The organism is Brevundimonas sp., assembly GCF_035627055.1.
Classification (GTDB): Bacteria; Pseudomonadota; Alphaproteobacteria; order Caulobacterales; family Caulobacteraceae; genus Brevundimonas.
Genome location: NZ_DASPMM010000025.1, coordinates 1 through 18,870 on the forward strand (window position 1 = coordinate 1; position 18,870 = coordinate 18,870).

Below are 18,870 nucleotides of genomic sequence, written 5' to 3' on the forward strand. Positions count from 1 at the left end.
CGGTCTGCAGGTCCGTCCCGCGCCGGCGTCCGCAAGGCCGCCGGCGTGTTTCCGGCAAGGCTCCAACGGGCCGCCAGCCGGTCGGGTGCGTGGAAAACGGCCGCGCGGGGCGTCTGTCTCGTCGAAACGGTAACACAACCCTTCACCGGGCGAGGCCCGGCGACCCCGCGCCCTCCCCACCTTTCGCGGCCCGCGCCCCGGAAGACGAAGACCCATGCCCGAACCCCAAGCCGACGGAGGCCCCGATCATGCGAAACCGCCCCCCGAGCCCCATGCGCCTCAAGGCCGCGCTGCTGTACGAGGTCCAGCGCGCCCGGCTGGAGAAGATCCGGCGCGGCGAGATCGAACCGCTCTACGACCGCGAATTCTACTACCTGTGGACCTGGCGCGACGGCCGCCGCCCGAAATACGCCGACTTCATCCTGCCGCCCCTGCTGTTCCTCGCCGAGCAGGAACTCCACGGCGGCGGCGACGCGCCGACGGCGGAGGCGGAGGCGTCGGGGGCGCTCAGCGCTTCCTGAACCGGCCGGCCTCGGCCTTCAGCCCGGCGCCCCAGTCGGTGACCGGATGGTCCGGCTCGGCCACGAACGGCAGCGTCCCCGCCACCCCGCGCGCGGCCAGCGCCAGCGGCAGGGCGAACAGGGGCAGCATCCGCAGCGGCTTGCGGCGCTTGTCCGTGACGTCCCAGCCCTCGGCCTCGAAGGCCTCGACCAGCTCGGCCGGGGACCGGCGATGCAGGTCGCGCAGGTGATCGGGCCAGTCGGGGGGCAGGGCGACCTCGGCGGCCTCGGCCGGGGTCAGGCCAAAGGCGGCGCGGGCGACGGCGTCGACCTCCGGATGCTCGTCGATCCGGTCGGGGTCGGCGAGGCGCGGCGTCATCAGCGCCTTCAGCTCGAGGTCGTCGACGCCGGGCAGGTCGGCGAGGCGGCGCAGGGTCACGTCGCCGGGCTCCGCGCCTCGGCCAGCCGGGCCTCGACGGCGTCGAAGGTCTCGGCGACCTCGCCGGCGGGGGCGCGGCCCATCAGGCTGACGGCGACGATGGCGAGGAAGGAGAGGATGAAGCCCGGGACCATCTCGTACAGCACCGTGGTCAGGGCGGCGCCGGAGGGCAGCACCGGGGCGAAGATCCAGAACAGCACCACGGCCGCGCCGGTGATCATCCCGGCCAGGGCGCCGTTGCGGGTCATCCGCTTCCACGTCAGCGACAGGATGACCAGCGGCCCGAACGCGGCGCCGAAGCCGGCCCAGGCGTTGGCCACAAGGCCCAGCACATTGTTCTCGGGATTGTACGCCAGCCCGATCGCCGCCAGCGCCACCGCCAGAACGGCCAGCCGGCCGACCAGCACCAGCTCCGTCTGCGGGGCGTCGCGACGGAGGAACATGCGGTAGAAATCCTCGGTCAGGGAGGACGACGAGACCAGCAGCTGCGACGAGATGGTGCTCATGACCGCCGCGAGGATGGCGGCCAGCAGGAAGCCGGTGACCAGCGGGTCGAACAGGATGTCGGACAGCAGGATGAAGATGGTCTCGGGATCGCCGACGCTCAGCCCGTTGGCGGTGGCGTAGGCGAGGCCGGTCAGGCCGGTGGCCAGGGCGCCGACCAGCGACACGATCATCCAGCTCATGCCGATGCGGCGGGCGGTCGGCAGGTCGCGCACCGAGCGGATGGCCATGAAGCGGACGATGATGTGCGGCTGGCCGAAATAGCCGAGGCCCCAGGCGAGGGCGGAGACGATGCCGATGACGCTGGTCCCGGCCAGCAGGTCGAACCGGGCCGGGTCGACCGAGCGGACCAGCGCCGACGTCTCGGCCGGGCCGCCGACGTTGATCATGGCCACCACCGGCACGACGACGAGGGCGACGAACATGATGCAGCCCTGCACGAAATCGGTCAGGCTGACCGCCAGAAAGCCGCCGAACAGGGTGTAGGCCAGCACCACGCCCGCCGTGACCCACAGGCCGAGGGCGTAGTCGAAGCCGAAGGCGCTGTCGAACAGCTTGCCCCCGGCGACCATGCCGCTGGCGGTGTAGAGGGTGAAGAAGACGACGATGACCAGCGAGGCGATCACGCGCAGCAGGTGCGACCGGTCCGCGAAGCGCTCGCCGAGATAGTCCGGGATGGTGATCGCGTCGTTGGCGACCTCGGTGTAGACGCGCAGCCGCGGGGCCACGATCAGGTAGTTGAGCCACGCCCCGACGACCAGGCCGAGGCCGATCCACGCCGCCGACAGGCCGCTGGCGAACATGGCCCCGGGCAGGCCCAGCATCAGCCAGCCGCTCATGTCCGAGGCCCCGGCCGACAGGGCCGTCACCGCCGGTCCCAGCTGCCGCCCGCCCAGCATGTAGCCGGACACGTCGCTGGTCGACTTGCGCCACGCATAGACGCCGATGGCCAGCATCAGCGCGAAATAGAGGCCGAGGGAGATGAGGGCGCCGCTTTCCATGGCCAAGGCGTAGCAGCGTTGCGCGGACGGGGTCCAGCCCCGGTCCCGCTAGCCCGCCGCGCCGAGGAAGTCGCGCTTGCCCAGCGGCGCGCCGGCCTGACGCAGCAGCCCGTAGGCCGTGCTCAGGTGGAAGAAGACGTTCGGAATGGCGAAGCCGACGACATAGGCCTGCCCCTTGAACGGCCATTCCCCGCCGGGGAATTTCAGCACCACCTCGCGCTCTTCCTGCCCGTCGATGGCCTCGCGCGGGACCGAGCCGATGAAGTCCAGGGTCGAGGCGATGCGGGCCTGCAGTTCGGCGATGGTGCTCTCGGTATCTTCGTTGACCGGGGCCTCGACGCCGGACAGCCGGGCGACGCACAGCTTGGAGCCGTCGCAGGCGATCTGCACCTGCTTCGCCAGCGGGTGCATGTCCGGGGCCAGCCGCAGCGCGAGGTAGCTCTCGGGGTCGGCGCCGGTCTCCCGGGCATGGGCGGCGGCCTTGTCGAGAACGGCCGACAGGGCCTTCAGCCCGCGGGTGAAGACGGGGACCGTCAGGTCATACAGTTCGGTGGCCATGGCGGTCTCTCCTCGCGGGTTGCGGCTCCGCTTCTGGCACGGCGTCAGGGGAAGGTCACCACCGTCCGCACCGCCGCCCCGTCGGCCAGCTGGTCGAAGGCCTCGTTGATCCGGTCCAGCGGGATGGTCCCGGTCAGCAGCCGGTCCACCGGCAGCCGCCCCTCGCGGAACAGGGCCACGAAGCGCGGGATGTCCCGCGAGGGCACGCAGGTCCCGATGTACGACCCCTTCAGCGTCCGCTCCTCCGCCACCAGCTGCACCACATTGACCGCCAGCGCGGCCTCGGGCGGGGGCAGGCCGGCGGTGACCGTGGTGCCGCCCCGCCGCGTCATCCGCCACGCCGCCTCCAGCGCCCGCACGCTGCCCGCCATCTCGAACACGAAGTCCGCCCCGCCGCCGGTCAGGGCCCGCACTTGCTCGACCGCGTCCGGGTCCGCCGCATTGACCGTCCGCACCGGCCCGAGGCTGCGCGCCAGCGCCAGCTTCGCCCCGCTGAGGTCCACCGCTGCGACCGGGCTCGCCCCGCTGGCCAGCGCCCCCAGCACCGACGAGAGCCCGACGCCGCCGAGACCGACCACCGCCACTGACTGCCCGGCCCGAACCCCCGCCGTATTCACCACCGCCCCCACGCCGGTCAGCACCGCGCAGCCGAACAGGGCCGCGTGCTCGAAGGGCAGGTCCGCATCCACCTTCACCAGCGACCGCCGCGAGACCACCGCATGGCCGGCAAAGGCCGAACAGCCGAGATGATGATGCAGATCTCCGGCCTCGCCGTGCAGACGCACGCCCCCGCCGAGCAGCTCGCCCCGGCCGTTCGCCGCCGCGCCCGGCTCGCACAGCGCCGGCCGCCCTCCGGCGCACGGATCGCAGTGGCCGCAGCTCGGCATGAAGACCATGACCACGTGATCGCCGATCGCCAGATCATCGACCCCGGCGCCCAGCGCCTCGACCACCCCGGCGGCCTCGTGACCCAGCGCCATCGGCATCGGCCGCGGCCGGTCGCCGTTGATCACCGACAGGTCCGAATGGCACAGCCCCGCCGCCTTGATCGCCACCCGGACCTCGCCCGGCCCCGGCGCATCGAGCGTCACCGTCTCCAGTCGCAAGGGCCGGCTGTCGGCATACGGACGGGCGGCGCCCATGGCGCGCAGAACGGCGGCGGTCGTCTCCATGCGCGGGAGGCTAGGCGCTTGACGCCGCGTCCGCCAAGCCCAAGGCTCACCGATGAAGCGCGCACCAGACGCGCTCAAGCAGCGAGGCGCCGCGCGCCGAGCGTTAGCGCAACAAGAGGGGAAACATGACGGGGACTATCGAGCGGACCAAACGCAGCGACTACCGCCGCTTCCAGGCCATCTCCACCCGCTGGATGGACAACGACGTCTACGGCCACGTCAACAATGTCGTCTACTATTCGTGGTTCGACACGGCGGTGAACCGCCTGCTGGTCGTCAACGGCCTGCTCGACATCCACAACGGCAAGACCATCGGCCTCGTGGCCGAGACCGGCTGCCGCTATTTCGCGCCGACCGCCTTCCCGGACGAGATCCAGGCCGGCGTCCGCGTCGCCCACGTCGGCACCTCTTCGGTGCGCTACGAGATCGGCCTGTTCCGCAACAACGAGGAGGACGCGGCGGCGGTCGGACACTTCGTCCACGTCTACGTCGATCGCGACAGCAAGCGGCCGGTCGCGGTGGATGACAGGATGCGGGGCTTCCTGGAGAGCCTGAAGACCTAGTCGTCCAGCCGCCCCATCAGCGCCAGCGCGCCGACGGCGGTCAGCACGCCCAGGGCGAAGGCGCCGATGATCGCGCCGGTGGCCACGGCGGCCGGCACGGTGACCGGACGAGCCTCGTACCACTCGACGATGTCGGCCTCCTCGAGGTCCTCGTCGGAATAGAGGTCGGCGTCCTGGATAACGTCTTCGGCGGTCATGGCGGGCTCCGGCAGGGTCAGTCCCGGAATGCCCGGCGAAGCTGGCGGTTCCTGCCCGTGACAGCCGCCCTCGCATCGGCTAGACGGCGCGCCTCACTTTACCACGGACCCAGAACCCCTCTCATGGCCGGCCATTCCAAATTCAAGAACATCATGCACCGCAAGGGCCGCGCCGACGCGCAGCGGTCCAAGCTCTTCTCCAAGCTGTCGCGGGACATCACCGTCGCCGCCAAGTCGGGCCTGCCCGACCCGGCCATGAACCCGCGCCTGCGCCTGGCGGTGAACAACGCCAAGGCCGAGAGCCTGCCCAAGGACGTCATCCAGCGGGCCATCAACAAGGCGACCAGCGGCGACGCCGACACGATGGAGGAAATCCGCTACGAGGGCCGCGGCCCCGGCGGCGTCGGCATCATCGTCGAGGCCCTGACCGACAACCGCAACCGCGCCGGCTCCAACATCCGCGCCGCCTTCTCGAAGAACGGCGGGGCGCTGGGTGAGATGAACTCGGTCGCCTTCATGTGGGATCGCGTCGGCCAGATCATCTATCCCGCCGGGGCCGGCACCGAAGACCAGGTCATGGAGGCCGCGATCGAGGCGGGGGCCGACGACGTCGAGAGCGATCTGGTCAAGCCGGATATCTACGAGGACGCGCCGGGGCACACCATCTGGACGAAGTTCGAGGATCTCAACGAGGTCGCCGACGCCATGTCGAAGGTGCTGGGCGATCCGAAGTCCACGGCGCTGGTGTGGAAGCCGCAGTCGGAGGTCGCCGTCACCGGCGAGGCGGTCGGCACGCTGATGAAGCTGCTCGACGCGCTCGACGCCGAGGACGACGTGCAGAACGTCTATTCGAACGAGGCTGTCTCGGACGAGGACCTGGCGAAATACGCCGGCTGACCGTCAGCCGGCGAAGCTGCGCAACTCGTCGGTGACCCAGCCGTCGGGATTGCGCAGAGGCCGGCCCGGCCGGCGCAGACGGATGACGCCGTGCAGGGCGTCGGTCAGGTCGATCAGCTGGTCTTCGGAAAGCTCCACAGCGGCGCGCAGCACCTCGGCCCTGAGCTGATCGTAGGCGTCGGTCGGCAGTCGGCGGTCCATCGAGCGGCCCATGACGGGGTTCCGTCGCGGCGGAAGAGCCGCAGACGCCTAACCCGCGCGCGGGCGCCGGGTTCCCGACATAAGGGCGACTACTCCGCGTAGGCCCTGACCAGATCATAAAGAAAGTCGCGACCCTCGTAGAGCGAGCGGATGCGGATGCGCTCATTCAGGCCATGCACGCCGCCGCCGTCGGGGTCGGCGAACAGGCCGGTGACGCCATAGGTCGGAATGCCCGCCGCATTGGTGAAGCGCCCGTCGGTGGCGCCGGGGCTCATCGACGGGACGATCGGCACGCCGGGCCACATCCGTCCGGCGATGGCGGTGATCGGATCGAGGATGGCGGGCGTCAGGGGCGGCGGCGGCGAGACCGGGTCGGGCTCGCCCGACAGGGTGACCGCGGTGCCCGGATCGGCGATGACGCGCTCCAGCTCAGCCTTGACCTCGGCGGCGTCGTGGCCGGGCAGGATGCGGCAGTTGATATTGGCCCGGGCGCGCTGGGGCAGGGCGTTGGGCGCGTGGCCCGCGTTGACCATGGTGGCCACGCAGGTGGTGTGCAGGATGGCGTTCCACGCTGGATCGGCCGCGGACAGCCGGGCCACCGCATCGTCGGGCGTGCCGGCGTCATCGAGCCGCGCCATGGTGTCTGCCCAGGCGGGCGTCACCGGCGCGATGGCCTTGAAATAGGCCTCGACCGTCGGATTGATCTCCCACTGGAAGGTATGGTCGCCCAGCTTGACCAAGGCGTTGGCCAGCCGGTCGATGGCGTTGTCCGGCACCGGCCGCGACGAGTGACCGCCCGGATTGGTGATCTCCAGGGTGAAGTCCTGATAGACCTTCTCGCCCGCCTGGACCTCGAAAGCGATGCGGTTCCCCTCGGCGTCGAGCCGGCCGCGCGCGCCCTCGTTCAGGGCGAAGCCGGCGCTGAGCGCGTCCGGATGATTTTCCAGCAGCCATTCGACGCCGTTCCAGGTGTCGGAGGTCTCCTCCCCGCAGGTCAGGGCGATCTTGACGTCGCGGCGCGGCGTGAAGCCTTCCTGCTTCAGGCGGACAAGGGTGTCGACCCAGATCGCGGCCTGGGCTTTGTCGTCCTGCGCGCCGCGGGCGTAGAGATAACCGTCCTCCTCGACGAGGGTGAAGGGATCGCGCGCCCAGTCGGCCGGATTGGCCTCGACCACGTCGATGTGAGCCAGCAGCAGGATCGGCTCGGCGGCGGCGTCTGAGCCGCGCAGCACCGCCGACAGATTGCCGTCCTTCGGCCGCTCGGCCGAGGCCAGCACCCGCACGTCGGCGGCGGGATAGCCGGCGGCGAGCAGACGTGCCGCCATCCGTTCGGCGGCCAGGGTGCAACTGCCCTCGGACAGGGTGGTGTTGGTCTCGACCAGTTCCTCGTACAGCCCGCGGAAGGCGATCTGATCGGACCGGTCGGGCGCGCTCTGGGCCCGGGCCTGCAGCGCGCCGAAGACGATGACCCCGGCGGCGATCAGACCCAGGACGATCAGCGCGAACACGACCCGGATGCGCCGCCGCTCGCGCATCGCCTCATAGGCGTCCTCGTCCAGCCAGCAGCGGTCGCCGCTCTGATGGACGGCCCCGCTGCGCACCAGCCGCCACAGGGCCGCCCGCCCGCCGGGGCGGCTCATCGTCAGGGGGACCGCCCGGCCGGCCGAGAGCGCGCCCTGCTCGCGCAGGCGCTGCACGACCTGCCGCTCCGCCCGCTTGGCCATGGCCACCACAACCGCGCCTGAGTTCGCCATCTCGCGTCTCCCCTTGCCGACCGACGCTATCGCGGATCGGCGGCGGAGGGGAGGGGGGGCGGAACGGCCGGGCCGGGACCGCCGTTGGCTGCTCATGGACCTCGCCTCCCTTCCAGACTTCACCCTGCCGCTGCTCGCCGCCATTCTCGCCGGCGGGATGATCGGCTTCGAGCGCGAGTGGCGCGGCCGCGCCGCCGGCTTCCGCACTCATATTCTCGTCTGCCTCGCCTCGGCCCTGCTGATGGAGATGGCGGTGTCGCAGGGGGCGTGGCGGTTCGACGTGCTCGAGGGCGCGCGGATCGTCAGCGACCCGACCCGCATGGCCCACGGCGTCCTGACCGGCATCGGCTTCCTGTGCGCCGGGGTGATTTTCCGGGCGGGCTTCTCGATCCACGGCCTGACCACCGCCGCATCGCTGTGGATCACGGCGGCGATCGGGCTGCTGTTCGGCGCCGGCCTGTTTGGCCTGGCCGTGACCGGGGCGGCGCTGACGGTCGTCGTCCTGCTGATCCTGCGACTGGTCAGCCTGCGCCTGCCGCAGAAGTCGGTGGTCGACGCCGAAGTGGTCTGGCGCCGCGATGCGACCGAGGCCGAGGCCGCGGTCGAAGCCGCCCTGGCGGACATCGACGGCGAGCGGCGCTCGGACCGGTTTGAACTGATCGACGGCGGCGGCGGCGTGCGCCGCACCTTCCGCCTCAAGGTCGCCGGCGACGCCCCGCTGAAGACCCTCGCCGCCCGCCTGCGGACCATCGAGGGCCTGACGGGCTACCGGCTTGATCCCCGCAATGACTGACGGCGGCTTGCCCGCCCCGCGCGGAGCGGCCTACGTTCGGGATTCGTCAGCTTTCGGAGTGACCCTTGATAGACTGGAATCTGGTCTTGCCCGTCGCGGCGGCCATGGCGGCGGGCGGGCTGATCGGGGTCGAACGGACCTACCACGGCCACCCGGCCGGCTTTCGGACCCACATCCTCGTCTGCCTGACCAGCTGCCTGCTGATGCTGGCGGCCATGCACCAGGCGACCTGGGCCTTCGACTGGATGGCCGGACAGCGGGTGGTGATCGACCCGACGCGGATGTCGCACGGACTGCTGACCGGCATCGGCTTCCTCTGCGCGGGCGTGATCTTCCGCGAGGGCTTCTCGGTGCACGGTCTGACCACGGCGGCGTCGCTGTGGGTCACCTCGGCCATCGGCGTGCTGTTCGGCGTGGGCATGCTGGAGCTGGCCCTGATCGGCTCGGGCGCCACCTTGGCGGTGCTGGCCGTGCTGCGCCTGCTCGACGCCAAGCTGCCCCACGTCGGCGTCATGGACGTGGTGTTGCGCTGGAAGCGGGGGGCCGCGCCGAGCGAGGCGGCCCTGCGCGACTTGCTGAGGACGCGCGGTCTGAAGGCTGTGCGCATCGGCCATGTGATGAGCCCCGACTGCCTGATCCATGAGCATGTGCTGAAGGTGAAGGGGCCGATGCCGATCGATGTCGACGCCCTGGTGGCGCAGCTGTGCGGCCACGAAGGCCTGGCCGGCTTCTCCGTACTGCCGCGCGACGAATAGACGGCCGACGCCTTGAACCGGGGCCCCGGCGGACCGATGTCCGGGGTCACGCCCCTCCGCAGCAAGGAACCGCCATGCAAGGCTTCGTCGCCAACATCGAGGACCTGACCGTCCGCAACACGGATTTCCGCCGCGTCCTGTACACCGGCAAATATCTCCAGCTGGTGCTGATGACCTTGCAGCCCGGCGAGGAGATCGGCGAGGAGGTCCACGAGGATCACGACCAGTTCTTCCGCATCGAGAGCGGCTCGGGGGAGGTGCGCATCGACGGCAAGGCCACGCCGATCAAGGACGACGACGCCGTCATCGTCCCGGCCGGGGCGCGTCACAATGTGGTCAACACGGGCGAGGGGCCGCTGGCCCTCTACACCCTCTATGGCCCGCCCGAGCACCGCGACGGCGTGATCCGACGGACCAGGGCCGAGGCGGAGGCTTCTGAAGAGCATTTCGACGGCAGGACCACCGAATAGGCGCCCGCACGCCGGTCATTGTCCGCTAACCCTCTTTGCGGCATGACTGGAACGGATGGCGAACGAAGCGACTCGGATTCTCGGTCTGGACCCCGGCCTGCGGCGCACCGGGTGGGGCGTGGTGGCGGCCGAGGGCTCGCGCCTGCGCTGGATCGCCCATGGGGTCGTGGCGCCGCCCGAGAGCGCCCCGTTCAGCGAACGGCTGCTGCATCTGCTTGAGGCCATCGGCGAGGTCTGCGCCGCCCACGCCTGCGACGAGGCCGCCATCGAGGAGGTCTTCGTCAACATGAACCCGTCGTCGACGCTGAAGCTGGGCCACGCCCGCGCCGCCGTGATGCTGGCCCCCGCCCGTCATGGGCTCAGCGTCGCCGAATACTCGCCCAACCTGATCAAGAAGGCGGTGGTCGGCGCGGGTCACGCCGACAAGACCCAGATCGCCTTCATGGTCAAACGCCTCCTGCCGTCCGCCGGCGATGTGAAGGCCGACGCCGCCGACGCCCTCGCCGTGGCCATCACCCACGCCCAGCTGCGCAAGCGCGCCCTGTTGGGGGGGGCGGCATGATCGGCCGTCTCAGAGGTGTGCTGGCCGAGGTCGAGACCGACCACTGCCTGATCGACTGCGCCGGCGTCGGCTATGTCGTGGCCTGCGGCGCCCGCACGCTCGGCCGCCTGCCCGCGCCCGGCGACGAGGCCACCCTGCATATCGAAACCAGCTGGTCGGCCGAGAACGGCCCGCGTCTCTACGGCTTCCTGACCCGCGACGAGCGCCGCGCCTTCACCACCCTGACCGGCATCCAGGGCGTCGGCCCCAAGGCGGCCCTGTCGGTTCTCGACGTCCTGCCGCCCGGCGAGCTCGCCGCCGCCGTGGCTCGCGACGACAAGGCCGCCGTGGCTCGCGCCAACGGCGTCGGTCCCAAACTGGCGCTGCGCATCGTCACCGAACTGAAGGGCAAGCCGCTCGGCGACGTCTCCTTCACGCCGTCCGCCCCCGGCGTCCACGCGGCCGCCGCGCCCGTCCCCAGCGCTGCCGGCGAGGCCGTCTCGGCCCTGCTCGGCCTCGGCGTGGCCGAGGTCAACGCCCGCCGCGCCGTCGACCAGGCCCTGATCCGGCTGGGTGAGGACGCGGACCTGTCGGCGGTGATCCGCGCCGCCCTGCAGGAGCTGGGACGGTGAGCGACGAGCGCATCGTCTCCCCCGAGCCCGCCCCCGGCGAGGCCTACGACCGCGCCCTGCGGCCCCAGACCCTGTCCGAGTTCGTCGGCCAGGAGCAGGCCAAGGGCAATCTCAAGGTCTTCATCGAGGCCGCCCGCGGTCGCAACGAAGCCCTCGACCACGTCCTGCTGTTCGGCCCGCCCGGCCTCGGCAAGACCACCCTGGCCCAGATCGTGGCGCGCGAGCTCGGCGTCGGCTTCCGCGCCACCTCCGGCCCGATCCTGGCCAAGGCCGGCGATCTCGCCGCCATCCTGACCAATCTCGAACCGCGCGACGTGCTGTTCATCGACGAGATCCACCGCCTCGCCCCGGCGGTCGAGGAGATCCTCTATCCGGCCATGGAGGACCATGTCCTCGACCTGATCATCGGCGAGGGTCCGTCGGCCCGATCGGTGCGTATCGACCTGGCCCCCTTCACCCTCGTCGGAGCCACGACCCGCGCCGGCCTGCTGGCCACGCCCCTGCGCGACCGCTTCGGCATCCCGCTCCGCCTCGAGTTCTACACGCCGGACGAGCTGGTGAAGGTCATCATGGGCGCGGCCCGCAAGATGGGCGCCCCGATCGCCGAGGACGGCGCCCGCGAGATCGCCTCCCGCTCGCGCGGCACCCCGCGTGTCGCCGGCCGCCTGCTGCGCCGGGTGCGCGACTTCGCCACCGCCGAGGGCGCCGCCTCCATCGACCGCCTCGCCGCCGCCCGGGCGCTGAGCCGGCTGGAAATCGACGAGGCCGGTCTGGACGCCAACGACCGCCGCTTCCTCAAGGCGCTGATCGAGAACTACGGCGGCGGCCCGGTCGGCATGGACACCCTCGCCGCCGCCATCGCCGAGGCCCGCGACGCCGTCGAGGACGTCATCGAGCCCTATCTCCTCCAGCAGGGCTTCATCCAGCGCACGCCCCGCGGCCGCATGGCCTGCGCGAGGGCCTATGCCCACCTCGGCCTGGCCGAGCCGCCGAAGATTCCCCAGGCCGGCGACCTGTTCGGCGGCAAGTGACCCTTCACTGATCAGCCGAAGCCCGTCATGCTTGGCCGTGAACGGAGGGGCGATGGCGCCGCGCAGGATCAGGGTCGAGCGGTTGATCGCGGTGCTGGGCGCGCTGGTGCTGGCGCTAGGCGTCCTGGTCGCGTGGCTGGTGACGCGCGGCGGCGGCCTCGGCGGCGAGCCGTCGGTCGAGGAGCGCGCCGGCGCCCAGCTGCGCCAGCACGTCGGACCGGAGGCGGTGGTGCGCTACACCGAGCGCGGCCGCCGGCGCGCCGTGTGCGGCTACGTCTCGGCCGATGACCAGCTCGTCGTCTTCATCTCCCGCCCCAACCGCATCCTGCTGGAAACCGATCCCCTCAAGGCCGAATTCGACGAGATGCTGCGCGATGTCTGCCCCGGCTTCCTGACCCGCTCGCCGCCGGTCACGCCCCGTCCGGCCCGGCCGACGAGCGAACCGCGGGTCGTATTCTGACATGACCGACCGCCCCACCGCCGGCCGCTTCGAAGGCCGCGAGCATCACCTGCCGGTCCGGGTCTATTACGAGGACACGGATTTCACCGGGCTCGTCTACCACGGCGCCTACGTCCGCTTCTTCGAGCGCGGGCGATCGGACGCCCTGCGCCTGATGGGCGTCGGCCACGCCGAACTGCTCGACGGCGACCAGCCGATGGCTTTCGTGGTCTCGAAGATGCAGCTGGACTTCCTCAGGCCGGCCCGGATCGACGACGAATTGCTGGTCCGCACCCGCTACGACGCCATCAAGGGGCCCCGGCTGCTGATCTCGCAGGCCATCACGCGCGGGGACGCCGTCCTGTGCCGGGCCGGGGTCGAGGCGGTCTGCATTCACATGGATGGCCGTCCCCGCCGGCCCACGACCGCCCTGCGCGACAAGGTCGGACCGTGGCTGGGCGCCGAAGGGTGACAAGATTGCGAACCTGTCACGTGCAGTAAGGTGACGGTGTGGCTAGACCTCGCTAGACCGGCCTGAATCGCCACATATCCGCCACGCGGGTCCGGTGCACAGGGCGCACGGACAAAGAGGACGACCGAATGACCACCGCCGCCGACGCATCGATGATGCTGAACCCCGTGACGCTGTTCATGGAGGCCGATATCGTGGTGCAGGTCATCATGGTCGGCCTGGCCGTCGCCTCGCTGTGGTCGTGGGCGGTGATCATCGACAAGGCGGTGCGTTTCGCCACGTTGAACAGCCAGGCGACCGCGTTCGAGCGGGCCGTCGGCTCGGGCCGTTCGCTGGAGGAGGTCGCCTCCCAGGCCGGCCCGGACCCGGTCCATCCGCTGCCGCGCATGCTGGTCATCGCGCTGACCGACTGGCGCGAGGCGCGCACGCGCGGACCGCTGACCGAGGGGCAGGGCAATATGCTGATGTCGCGCATCGACCGGGCTCTGGACAGCCTGATCGCGCGTGAGGGCCAGCGCGTCGAGGGCGGCCTTGGCGTTCTGTCGGTGGTCGCCACCTCGTCGCCCTTCATCGGCCTGTTCGGCACCGTCTGGGGCATCATGAACGCCTTCGGCGCCATCGCCGCCTCGGGCAACACCAACCTGGCCACGGTGGCTCCGGCCATCTCGGAAGCCCTGTTCGCCACCGCCCTGGGCCTCGCCGCCGCCATTCCGGCCTATATGGCCTACAACAAATTCTCGATCGACGCGGGCAAGTTCACCGGCCGGCTGGAGAGCTTCGCCGACGACCTGCAGGCGGCCGTCGCCCGGCGGCTGGGCGCGCCGTCCAGCCCGTCACCGCAACCCGCGGCCGACTACAGCCGCCGGGAGCTCTGAGCATGGCCATGGGCGGAACGGGTGGCGCGGGCGGACACGTCCGCGGCCGCAGACGGGCCCGCAAGCGGCCCCTCAGCGAGATCAACGTCACGCCGCTGGTCGACGTCATGCTGGTGCTGCTGATCATCTTCATGATCTCGGCTCCGCTTCTGACTACCGGCGTCGAGGTCGAGCTGCCCAAGACCGAAGCCAGCGCGGTGGATGTCACCGAACAGCCGGTGACGGTCTCCATCGACCGCAACGGCGCTATCTTCGTCGGCGAGAGCGGCGTTGACTGGAACGATCTGGTTGGCCGGGTCGCCGGCGAAGGCGGCGCGGAGGCGCGCGACAAGCCGGTGTTCGTGCGCGCCGACGGCCGAGCCCCCTATCAGGCCGTGGCCCGGGTCATGGCCCGGCTGTCCGCCGCCGGCTTCACCAAGCTGAACCTGATCACCGACACCTCCGCGCCGGCCGAGGGAGGCTGACCCCTTGGAGCGCCCCGGCTCGGCCCTGATCGGATCCGTGGTCGTCCATGCGACGGTCATCGGCGCGGTGCTGCTCGCCATGGTGCTGAGCGGCGGCCGGCCCCAGCGCCAGATCGTCAATGCGGTGCCGGTCTCGATCGTCTCGGACCAGATGGTCCTCGCCGGCCCGGCCGACGCCCCATCCGAGGCTCCGGCCGTCGACACGGCCGCCGCCCCGCCGGTCGAGGCGCCCGAGCCGCCCCCGCCGGCTCCCACGCCCGTACCCACTCCGCGTCCGCCGGAGAAGGCCGTGACTCCCCGTCCCACCCCGCGCCCCGTTCCGCCGCGCCGGCCTTCCACGCCGCCGCCGGCCGAGAGGCGGGAGACCCCCCGCCCGCGGGAGGAGACCCTCGATCTCGGCAAGCTCGCCGCCGAGCGCCGCAACAACTCGCCGAGACGGGACACCCGGCCTCCCTCCGGCCAGCAGTCGAGCGGTACGGCCGGGCAGAGCACCGGACCGCTGGTCACGGCCATGTTCGAGCAGGTCTATCCGAACTGGACTCCGCCGTGTCAGACGCCCGGCGCCGCCGACCTGCGCATCCTGATGGATGTGACGCTGGACGCCCGCGGCCGCATCATCGACGGTCCGACGCTGGTCGGGGCGCGCAACGATCCGGTCTGGCGCGCCGTCGCTGCAGGTGCGATGCAGGCCATGGTGCGCACCGCGCCGTTCGACGTTCCCCCCGGCTTCACCGGCGGTGAATATCGGCCTGCGTTCAACGTCGCCCGCGCCTGCGGAAGGGGATGACCAATGCCGCTGCTTGCGGCGCTATTGCTCTCCACGGGCCCGATTCAGGAGCCTGGGCCGAGCCGGGGTCCGGATGTCCGGCATTCCACCCTTGCTCAATCGGTTCCTGCGCGGCCGATCAGGCGCGGCGCGGTCTCGGGCGAGACAGTCAGGCGCATCTTCAGTCAGGTCTACCCCAACTGGACGCCGACCTGTGACGCCGCCGGCGTCGCCGGCCACCGGATCGCTTTCGACCTGACGCTCGATGGCGATGGCCGGATCGTCGCCGGCCCCACCCTCGTTCGCCCCCAGGATGGCGCCGGGTGGCGGGCGGCGGCCGAGACCGCCCGACAGGCCCTGCTTCGAAGCACGCCGTTTGACGTTCCTCCCGGGTTCTCGGGCGGGGAGTACCGGCCGACCTTCCGCACGGATCGTGTCTGCGCCCACGATGAGGCTCCGCAGCCTGACGAACCCTGATCAGGCCCGAAAGTCGCCCCAATCGCGGCCATGCTGGTTCTTCACGAACGGTCCGGTGATAAGGATCGGCGAACGTCTGACTTGCGGGAGCTATCGATGCGTCTGAACCGACTTCTGGCCGGCGCCGCCATTCTGGCCATGACCGCGAGCGCCGCCTTGGCGCAGACGCCTCCTGGTCAACAGCCGGGCCGGACCGGACCGGTCGAGGTCGAGATCGACCAGGGTGTCCTCCGCCCCTTCCAGATCGCCGTCGCCAACTTCGGCGGCGAGAACGGTTCGGAGCTGGCCAGCGTGATCCGCGCCGACCTGCGCCGCTCCGGCTATTTCGAACCGCTCGATCCGGCCAGCTTCGTCGAGACCGGCCTGACGCTGGCCAATGCCCCCAACTTCCCGCAATGGACCTCGATCGGGGCCCAAGCCGTCCTCTACGGCTCGGTCACGCCGCGCCCGGACAATCGCCACGACTTCGGCTTCCGCCTCTACGATCCCTACCGTCAGTGCCAGCTGGCCTCCTACCGCTTCACCGCCACGCAGGAGCAGTGGCGCCGCATCGGGCACAAGATCGCCGATCTGGTCTATCAGCGCATGACGGGCGAGGCCGGCTTCTTCGACAGCCGCGTGCTGTTCGTGTCCGAGAGCGGCACCCAGCTGAACCGCCTGTCGCGCCTCGCCATCTCGGACCAGGACGGGTTCAACCCCGTCTATCTGACGGACGGCGCCGAGATCATCATGTCGCCGCGCTTCTCGCTGAACGACCCCAACGAGATCACCTATGTGGCGCTCGGCAAGGACTACAGCCGCATCTACCTGTTCAACCTGTCGACCGGCCGGCGTGAATCGCTGGGCGAGTTCGACGGTCAGGTCCTGGCTCCACGCTTCTCGAACGACGGCTCGAAGATGGCCTTCTCGATCATCCGGGCCGGCAACACGGACGTCTATGTTATGGACCTGGCCAGCCGGCAGGTGCGCCGCCTGACCAACGACCCCTCGATCGACACCTCGCCGTCCTTCAGCCCCGACAACAGCCAGATCGTCTTCACCTCGGACCGCTCGGGCTCGGCGCGGCTCTACGTCATGCGAGCTGACGGCTCGGGGCAGCGCCCCATCTCGCGCGGGGGCGGCATCTACACCGCCCCGAACTGGAGCCCGCGCGGCGATCTGATCGCCTTCACCAAACAGGCGGGCGGCCGCTTCTCGACGGGCGTGATGGCTCCGGACGGCACCGGCGAACGCATCCTGTCGTCCAGCTATTTCGAGGAGGGCCCGTCGTGGGCCCCGAACGGCCGCTACATCATGTTCGCGCGCCAGTCGCCGGGCGGCGACACCCGGCTGTGGACGGTGGACCTCTCCGGTCGGGTCGTCAGCCAGGCCGGCTACAACGGGCGGGGTTCGGATCCGGCCTGGTCGCCCCTTCTCGACGAGCAACCCACCAATATCGGAGGCGGCCCCGACGGCTGCTCGACCTGAGGTCACAAGCGGAGCCTTTGGGCTCACATACGCGTTATCGCGGCTGGCGAAATCGCTGGTGCGTCAGTACCCGAGTTTTATAGCAAAGCTGGAGGCCGAGGCCTCGCACCAAGGAGACGATCGATGATGAAGACCTCGACCCTCGTCCGTCTGGCCGCCGTCGGCGTGGCCGTGACGGCCATCGCCGCCTGCACCCCGCGCCGCCCGGTCGACACCGGCGCCGGCGAAGCCCCGCCGGCGACGGGCCCGCAGTATCCGACCGCTCCGACGGGTCCGGTCGACGGCGGCGCCCTTGGCTCGGCCGCGCCGGGCTCCGAGCAGGACTTCGTCGTCAACATCGGCGACCGGGTCTATTTCGACCTCGACAGCTATGAGGTCCGCCCCGACGCCTATCCGCGCCTCGACGCCCAAGTCGCGTGGCTGCAGCGCTATCCGCAGGTCACGGTCCGTATCGAGGGCAATGCCGACGAGCGCGGCACCCGCGAGTACAACCTGGCCCTCGGCGCCCGCCGCGCCGAGTCGGTGCGCAGCTACCTGGTCTCGCGCGGCGTCTCCGCGGCCCGCATCGACACCATCAGCTACGGCAAGGAGCGGCCGATCGCGGCCGGCTCCAACGAAGAGGCCTGGGCCCGCAACCGCAACGCCCACACCGCGATCGTCAGCGGCGCCGCGCGCTGATCCAGCCACGTCGTGCGACATTGGGAGGGGCGGCCGTTCGTCGGCCGCCCCTTTCCTTTTGACCCGGGTGCGGCGGCGCGGCTAGATCGCAGGGCTTAGCGGGGAGACGGCCATGGACATCGACGCGGCGGGCGGCGCGGCCACGGCCGGCATTCTGGCCGGCGCCGTCGAGCGGCCGACCGGCCACGCCGGCGACGCCGAGGGCAATTGCACCGATTGCGGCCGCACCGTCGAAGGCCGGTTCTGCGCCAACTGCGGCCAGCCGACCCATGTCCACCGTTCGCTGCTGCATCTCGGCGAGGAGATGCTGCACGGCGTGCTGCATTTCGACGCCCGCATCTGGCGCACCCTGCCCTTGCTCGCGATCAACCCCGGCCGGCTGACCCGCGAGTGGGTCCAGGGCCGCCGCACCCGCTACGTCTCGCCGCTGGCGATGTTCCTCTTCACCGTCTTCCTGATGTTCTTCGTGTTCAGCTTCACCGGCGGCCTCGAGCCGGACGTGAACACCACCCTCTCGCCGGCCGAGCGGACGGCGCTGACCCAGGATCTGCAGGCGGCGCGGACGAAGCTGGACGTCGACCGCAAGGCCTCCGCCGACCGGCCGGGATCGAACGCGCTGAAGCTGACCGCCCAGGCCCAGGAAACCATCGTCGACCAGCTGGAGAGGCGGCTGGGGCTCGCCCCCGAGGCGACGGCCGCGCGCACCGACGGATTGGCGCCGGGCAGCTGGCAGGCCCAGATCCACGACGCTGTCGTCTCGGGCGATCTGAAGATCAACACCGGCGACAAGGGGCTCGACAAGACCCTGACCAAGAAGGCTCTGAATCCGGATCTGGCGCTCTACAAGGTCCAGCAGACGGCCTACAAATTCAGCTTCCTGCTGATCCCGATCTCGATCCCGTTCGTGGCGCTGCTGTTCCTGTGGCGGCGGGGCTTCACCCTCTACGACCACGGCGTCTTCGTGCTCTATTCCCTGACGGCCATGTCGATCCTGATGATGGTGTTTTCCCTCCTCGGGCCGCTGTGGAACGGGTTTGTCGCGCTCGGCCTGCTGACCTTCACCTTCGGCGTTCCGGTTCACATGTTCGCCCAGCTGAAGGGCGCCTACAGTCTGTCGTGGTTCTCCGCCGCATGGCGCACCCTGTTCCTGCTGCTCTTCGCCAGCATCGCCTTCGCCCTGTTCATCCTCGCCATCATCACCCTCGGACTCACGGGCTGACGCCT

Annotated in this window: 25 protein-coding genes; 18 read left to right on the forward strand and 7 right to left on the reverse strand. The window is 70.7% G+C overall.

Annotated features, from left to right (window positions below):
- Positions 1–248 precede the first annotated feature (248 nt).
- On the forward strand, positions 249–521 hold the full coding sequence (locus tag VEA98_RS13760) for a hypothetical protein (protein ID WP_324815558.1): 273 nt from the start codon (positions 249–251) through the stop codon (positions 519–521).
- Here the strand turns inward: VEA98_RS13760 and VEA98_RS13765 are convergent.
- Genes VEA98_RS13765 through VEA98_RS13780 form a run of 4 tightly spaced genes read right to left on the reverse strand, consistent with a single transcriptional unit; the run spans position 508 to position 4,174 of the window.
- Complete coding sequence (locus VEA98_RS13765) at positions 508–939, reverse strand: hypothetical protein (protein ID WP_324815559.1); 432 nt, start codon at positions 937–939, stop codon at positions 508–510. The two genes, VEA98_RS13760 and VEA98_RS13765, sit on opposite strands and share 14 nt — an antisense overlap.
- Positions 936–2,444 carry a sodium/proline symporter PutP gene (gene putP / locus VEA98_RS13770; protein WP_324815561.1) on the reverse strand — a complete coding sequence of 503 codons (1,509 nt, stop codon included), beginning with the start codon at positions 2,442–2,444 and terminating at the stop codon, positions 936–938. The genes VEA98_RS13765 and putP overlap by 4 nt, the downstream gene beginning before the upstream one ends.
- A gap of 48 nt (positions 2,445–2,492) precedes the next feature.
- Positions 2,493–3,002, reverse strand: coding sequence for a DUF1993 domain-containing protein (locus VEA98_RS13775; protein ID WP_324815564.1), 510 nt, complete (start codon positions 3,000–3,002; stop codon positions 2,493–2,495).
- A 44-nt stretch (positions 3,003–3,046) separates the two neighbouring features.
- Positions 3,047–4,174, reverse strand: a complete 1,128-nt coding sequence (locus tag VEA98_RS13780; protein ID WP_324815567.1) for a zinc-dependent alcohol dehydrogenase family protein — start codon at positions 4,172–4,174, stop codon at positions 3,047–3,049.
- Positions 4,175–4,299: 125 nt separating this feature from the next.
- Between VEA98_RS13780 and VEA98_RS13785 the strand changes: the two genes are divergently transcribed.
- Positions 4,300–4,737, forward strand: a complete 438-nt coding sequence (locus VEA98_RS13785) for a thioesterase family protein (protein WP_324815570.1) — start codon at positions 4,300–4,302, stop codon at positions 4,735–4,737.
- On the opposite strand, the gene VEA98_RS13790 is transcribed toward VEA98_RS13785, so the two are convergent.
- On the reverse strand, positions 4,734–4,934 hold the full coding sequence (locus VEA98_RS13790) for a hypothetical protein (RefSeq protein WP_324815573.1): 201 nt from the start codon (positions 4,932–4,934) through the stop codon (positions 4,734–4,736). The genes VEA98_RS13785 and VEA98_RS13790 overlap by 4 nt on opposite strands.
- Positions 4,935–5,057: 123 nt before the next feature.
- On the opposite strand from VEA98_RS13790, the gene VEA98_RS13795 reads away from it, so the two are divergent.
- Entirely contained in the window at positions 5,058–5,831 is a 774-nt protein-coding gene (locus tag VEA98_RS13795) for a YebC/PmpR family DNA-binding transcriptional regulator (protein ID WP_324815576.1), read from the forward strand.
- A 3-nt stretch (positions 5,832–5,834) separates the two neighbouring features.
- Here VEA98_RS13795 and VEA98_RS13800 read toward each other — a convergent pair whose 3' ends face one another.
- Both VEA98_RS13800 and VEA98_RS13805 read right to left on the reverse strand, forming a co-directional pair.
- On the reverse strand, positions 5,835–6,044 hold the full coding sequence (locus VEA98_RS13800) for a hypothetical protein (RefSeq protein ID WP_324815579.1): 210 nt from the start codon (positions 6,042–6,044) through the stop codon (positions 5,835–5,837).
- A gap of 77 nt (positions 6,045–6,121) precedes the next feature.
- Positions 6,122–7,567, reverse strand: coding sequence for a M20/M25/M40 family metallo-hydrolase (locus VEA98_RS13805; RefSeq protein WP_414642186.1), 1,446 nt, complete (start codon positions 7,565–7,567; stop codon positions 6,122–6,124).
- 313 nt (positions 7,568–7,880) lie between these two features.
- Between VEA98_RS13805 and VEA98_RS13810 the strand changes: the two genes are divergently transcribed.
- The 15 genes from VEA98_RS13810 (at position 7,881) to VEA98_RS13880 (ending at position 18,865) form a co-directional block, all read left to right on the forward strand.
- A complete protein-coding gene (locus VEA98_RS13810; protein WP_324815584.1) occupies positions 7,881–8,579 on the forward strand; it encodes an MgtC/SapB family protein in 699 nt (232 codons plus the stop codon).
- A 65-nt stretch (positions 8,580–8,644) separates the two neighbouring features.
- The gene (locus VEA98_RS13815) at positions 8,645–9,334 is read left to right on the forward strand and encodes an MgtC/SapB family protein (protein ID WP_324815588.1); all 690 of its coding nucleotides are present in this window, start codon (positions 8,645–8,647) and stop codon (positions 9,332–9,334) included.
- A 74-nt stretch (positions 9,335–9,408) separates the two neighbouring features.
- Complete coding sequence (locus tag VEA98_RS13820) at positions 9,409–9,804, forward strand: cupin domain-containing protein (RefSeq protein WP_324815591.1); 396 nt, start codon at positions 9,409–9,411, stop codon at positions 9,802–9,804.
- A gap of 55 nt (positions 9,805–9,859) precedes the next feature.
- Complete coding sequence (gene ruvC / locus VEA98_RS13825) at positions 9,860–10,366, forward strand: crossover junction endodeoxyribonuclease RuvC (RefSeq protein WP_324815593.1); 507 nt, start codon at positions 9,860–9,862, stop codon at positions 10,364–10,366.
- Positions 10,363–10,977, forward strand: a complete 615-nt coding sequence (ruvA, locus tag VEA98_RS13830; RefSeq protein WP_324815594.1) for a Holliday junction branch migration protein RuvA — start codon at positions 10,363–10,365, stop codon at positions 10,975–10,977. The genes ruvC and ruvA overlap by 4 nt, the downstream gene beginning before the upstream one ends.
- On the forward strand, positions 10,974–12,008 hold the full coding sequence (ruvB, locus tag VEA98_RS13835; protein WP_324815596.1) for a Holliday junction branch migration DNA helicase RuvB: 1,035 nt from the start codon (positions 10,974–10,976) through the stop codon (positions 12,006–12,008). The genes ruvA and ruvB overlap by 4 nt, the downstream gene beginning before the upstream one ends.
- Positions 12,009–12,060: 52 nt before the next feature.
- Positions 12,061–12,468, forward strand: a complete 408-nt coding sequence (locus VEA98_RS13840) for a hypothetical protein (RefSeq protein ID WP_324815598.1) — start codon at positions 12,061–12,063, stop codon at positions 12,466–12,468.
- A 1-nt stretch (position 12,469) separates the two neighbouring features.
- On the forward strand, positions 12,470–12,919 hold the full coding sequence (gene ybgC / locus VEA98_RS13845) for a tol-pal system-associated acyl-CoA thioesterase (RefSeq protein ID WP_324815601.1): 450 nt from the start codon (positions 12,470–12,472) through the stop codon (positions 12,917–12,919).
- A gap of 128 nt (positions 12,920–13,047) precedes the next feature.
- On the forward strand, positions 13,048–13,794 hold the full coding sequence (tolQ, locus tag VEA98_RS13850; protein ID WP_324815603.1) for a protein TolQ: 747 nt from the start codon (positions 13,048–13,050) through the stop codon (positions 13,792–13,794).
- A gap of 2 nt (positions 13,795–13,796) precedes the next feature.
- On the forward strand, positions 13,797–14,258 hold the full coding sequence (locus VEA98_RS13855; RefSeq protein WP_324815606.1) for an ExbD/TolR family protein: 462 nt from the start codon (positions 13,797–13,799) through the stop codon (positions 14,256–14,258).
- Between the two features lie 4 nt (positions 14,259–14,262).
- Positions 14,263–15,045: a hypothetical protein gene (locus tag VEA98_RS13860; protein ID WP_324815609.1), complete on the forward strand. Its 783-nt coding sequence runs from the start codon at positions 14,263–14,265 to the stop codon at positions 15,043–15,045.
- 3 nt (positions 15,046–15,048) lie between these two features.
- Positions 15,049–15,501 (forward strand): hypothetical protein, encoded by a 453-nt coding sequence (locus VEA98_RS13865; RefSeq protein ID WP_324815612.1) that lies wholly within the window; start codon positions 15,049–15,051, stop codon positions 15,499–15,501.
- 96 nt (positions 15,502–15,597) lie between these two features.
- Positions 15,598–16,968 carry a Tol-Pal system beta propeller repeat protein TolB gene (gene tolB, locus VEA98_RS13870; RefSeq protein ID WP_324815615.1) on the forward strand — a complete coding sequence of 457 codons (1,371 nt, stop codon included), beginning with the start codon at positions 15,598–15,600 and terminating at the stop codon, positions 16,966–16,968.
- A gap of 126 nt (positions 16,969–17,094) precedes the next feature.
- Positions 17,095–17,646: a peptidoglycan-associated lipoprotein Pal gene (pal, locus tag VEA98_RS13875; RefSeq protein ID WP_324815925.1), complete on the forward strand. Its 552-nt coding sequence runs from the start codon at positions 17,095–17,097 to the stop codon at positions 17,644–17,646.
- Between the two features lie 112 nt (positions 17,647–17,758).
- Complete coding sequence (locus tag VEA98_RS13880) at positions 17,759–18,865, forward strand: DUF3667 domain-containing protein (RefSeq protein WP_324815617.1); 1,107 nt, start codon at positions 17,759–17,761, stop codon at positions 18,863–18,865.
- Positions 18,866–18,870: the final 5 nt, after the last annotated feature.

Bases quoted from the DNA above. Each gene is read 5' to 3' on its own strand.
- VEA98_RS13760 (WP_324815558.1), top strand. From the start codon at position 249: ATGCGAAACCGCCCCCCGAGCCCCATGCGCCTCAAGGCCGCGCTGCTG.
- putP (WP_324815561.1), bottom strand. From the start codon at position 2,444: ATGGAAAGCGGCGCCCTCATCTCCCTCGGCCTCTATTTCGCGCTGATG.
- VEA98_RS13775 (WP_324815564.1), bottom strand. From the start codon at position 3,002: ATGGCCACCGAACTGTATGACCTGACGGTCCCCGTCTTCACCCGCGGG.
- VEA98_RS13780 (WP_324815567.1), bottom strand. From the start codon at position 4,174: ATGGAGACGACCGCCGCCGTTCTGCGCGCCATGGGCGCCGCCCGTCCG.
- VEA98_RS13785 (WP_324815570.1), top strand. From the start codon at position 4,300: ATGACGGGGACTATCGAGCGGACCAAACGCAGCGACTACCGCCGCTTC.
- VEA98_RS13790 (WP_324815573.1), bottom strand. From the start codon at position 4,934: ATGACCGCCGAAGACGTTATCCAGGACGCCGACCTCTATTCCGACGAG.
- VEA98_RS13795 (WP_324815576.1), top strand. From the start codon at position 5,058: ATGGCCGGCCATTCCAAATTCAAGAACATCATGCACCGCAAGGGCCGC.
- VEA98_RS13800 (WP_324815579.1), bottom strand. From the start codon at position 6,044: ATGGGCCGCTCGATGGACCGCCGACTGCCGACCGACGCCTACGATCAG.
- VEA98_RS13805 (WP_414642186.1), bottom strand. From the start codon at position 7,567: ATGCGCGAGCGGCGGCGCATCCGGGTCGTGTTCGCGCTGATCGTCCTG.
- VEA98_RS13810 (WP_324815584.1), top strand. From the start codon at position 7,881: ATGGACCTCGCCTCCCTTCCAGACTTCACCCTGCCGCTGCTCGCCGCC.
- VEA98_RS13820 (WP_324815591.1), top strand. From the start codon at position 9,409: ATGCAAGGCTTCGTCGCCAACATCGAGGACCTGACCGTCCGCAACACG.
- ruvC (WP_324815593.1), top strand. From the start codon at position 9,860: ATGGCGAACGAAGCGACTCGGATTCTCGGTCTGGACCCCGGCCTGCGG.
- ruvA (WP_324815594.1), top strand. From the start codon at position 10,363: ATGATCGGCCGTCTCAGAGGTGTGCTGGCCGAGGTCGAGACCGACCAC.
- VEA98_RS13840 (WP_324815598.1), top strand. From the start codon at position 12,061: ATGGCGCCGCGCAGGATCAGGGTCGAGCGGTTGATCGCGGTGCTGGGC.
- ybgC (WP_324815601.1), top strand. From the start codon at position 12,470: ATGACCGACCGCCCCACCGCCGGCCGCTTCGAAGGCCGCGAGCATCAC.
- tolQ (WP_324815603.1), top strand. From the start codon at position 13,048: ATGACCACCGCCGCCGACGCATCGATGATGCTGAACCCCGTGACGCTG.
- VEA98_RS13855 (WP_324815606.1), top strand. From the start codon at position 13,797: ATGGCCATGGGCGGAACGGGTGGCGCGGGCGGACACGTCCGCGGCCGC.
- VEA98_RS13865 (WP_324815612.1), top strand. From the start codon at position 15,049: ATGCCGCTGCTTGCGGCGCTATTGCTCTCCACGGGCCCGATTCAGGAG.
- tolB (WP_324815615.1), top strand. From the start codon at position 15,598: ATGCGTCTGAACCGACTTCTGGCCGGCGCCGCCATTCTGGCCATGACC.
- pal (WP_324815925.1), top strand. From the start codon at position 17,095: ATGAAGACCTCGACCCTCGTCCGTCTGGCCGCCGTCGGCGTGGCCGTG.
- VEA98_RS13880 (WP_324815617.1), top strand. From the start codon at position 17,759: ATGGACATCGACGCGGCGGGCGGCGCGGCCACGGCCGGCATTCTGGCC.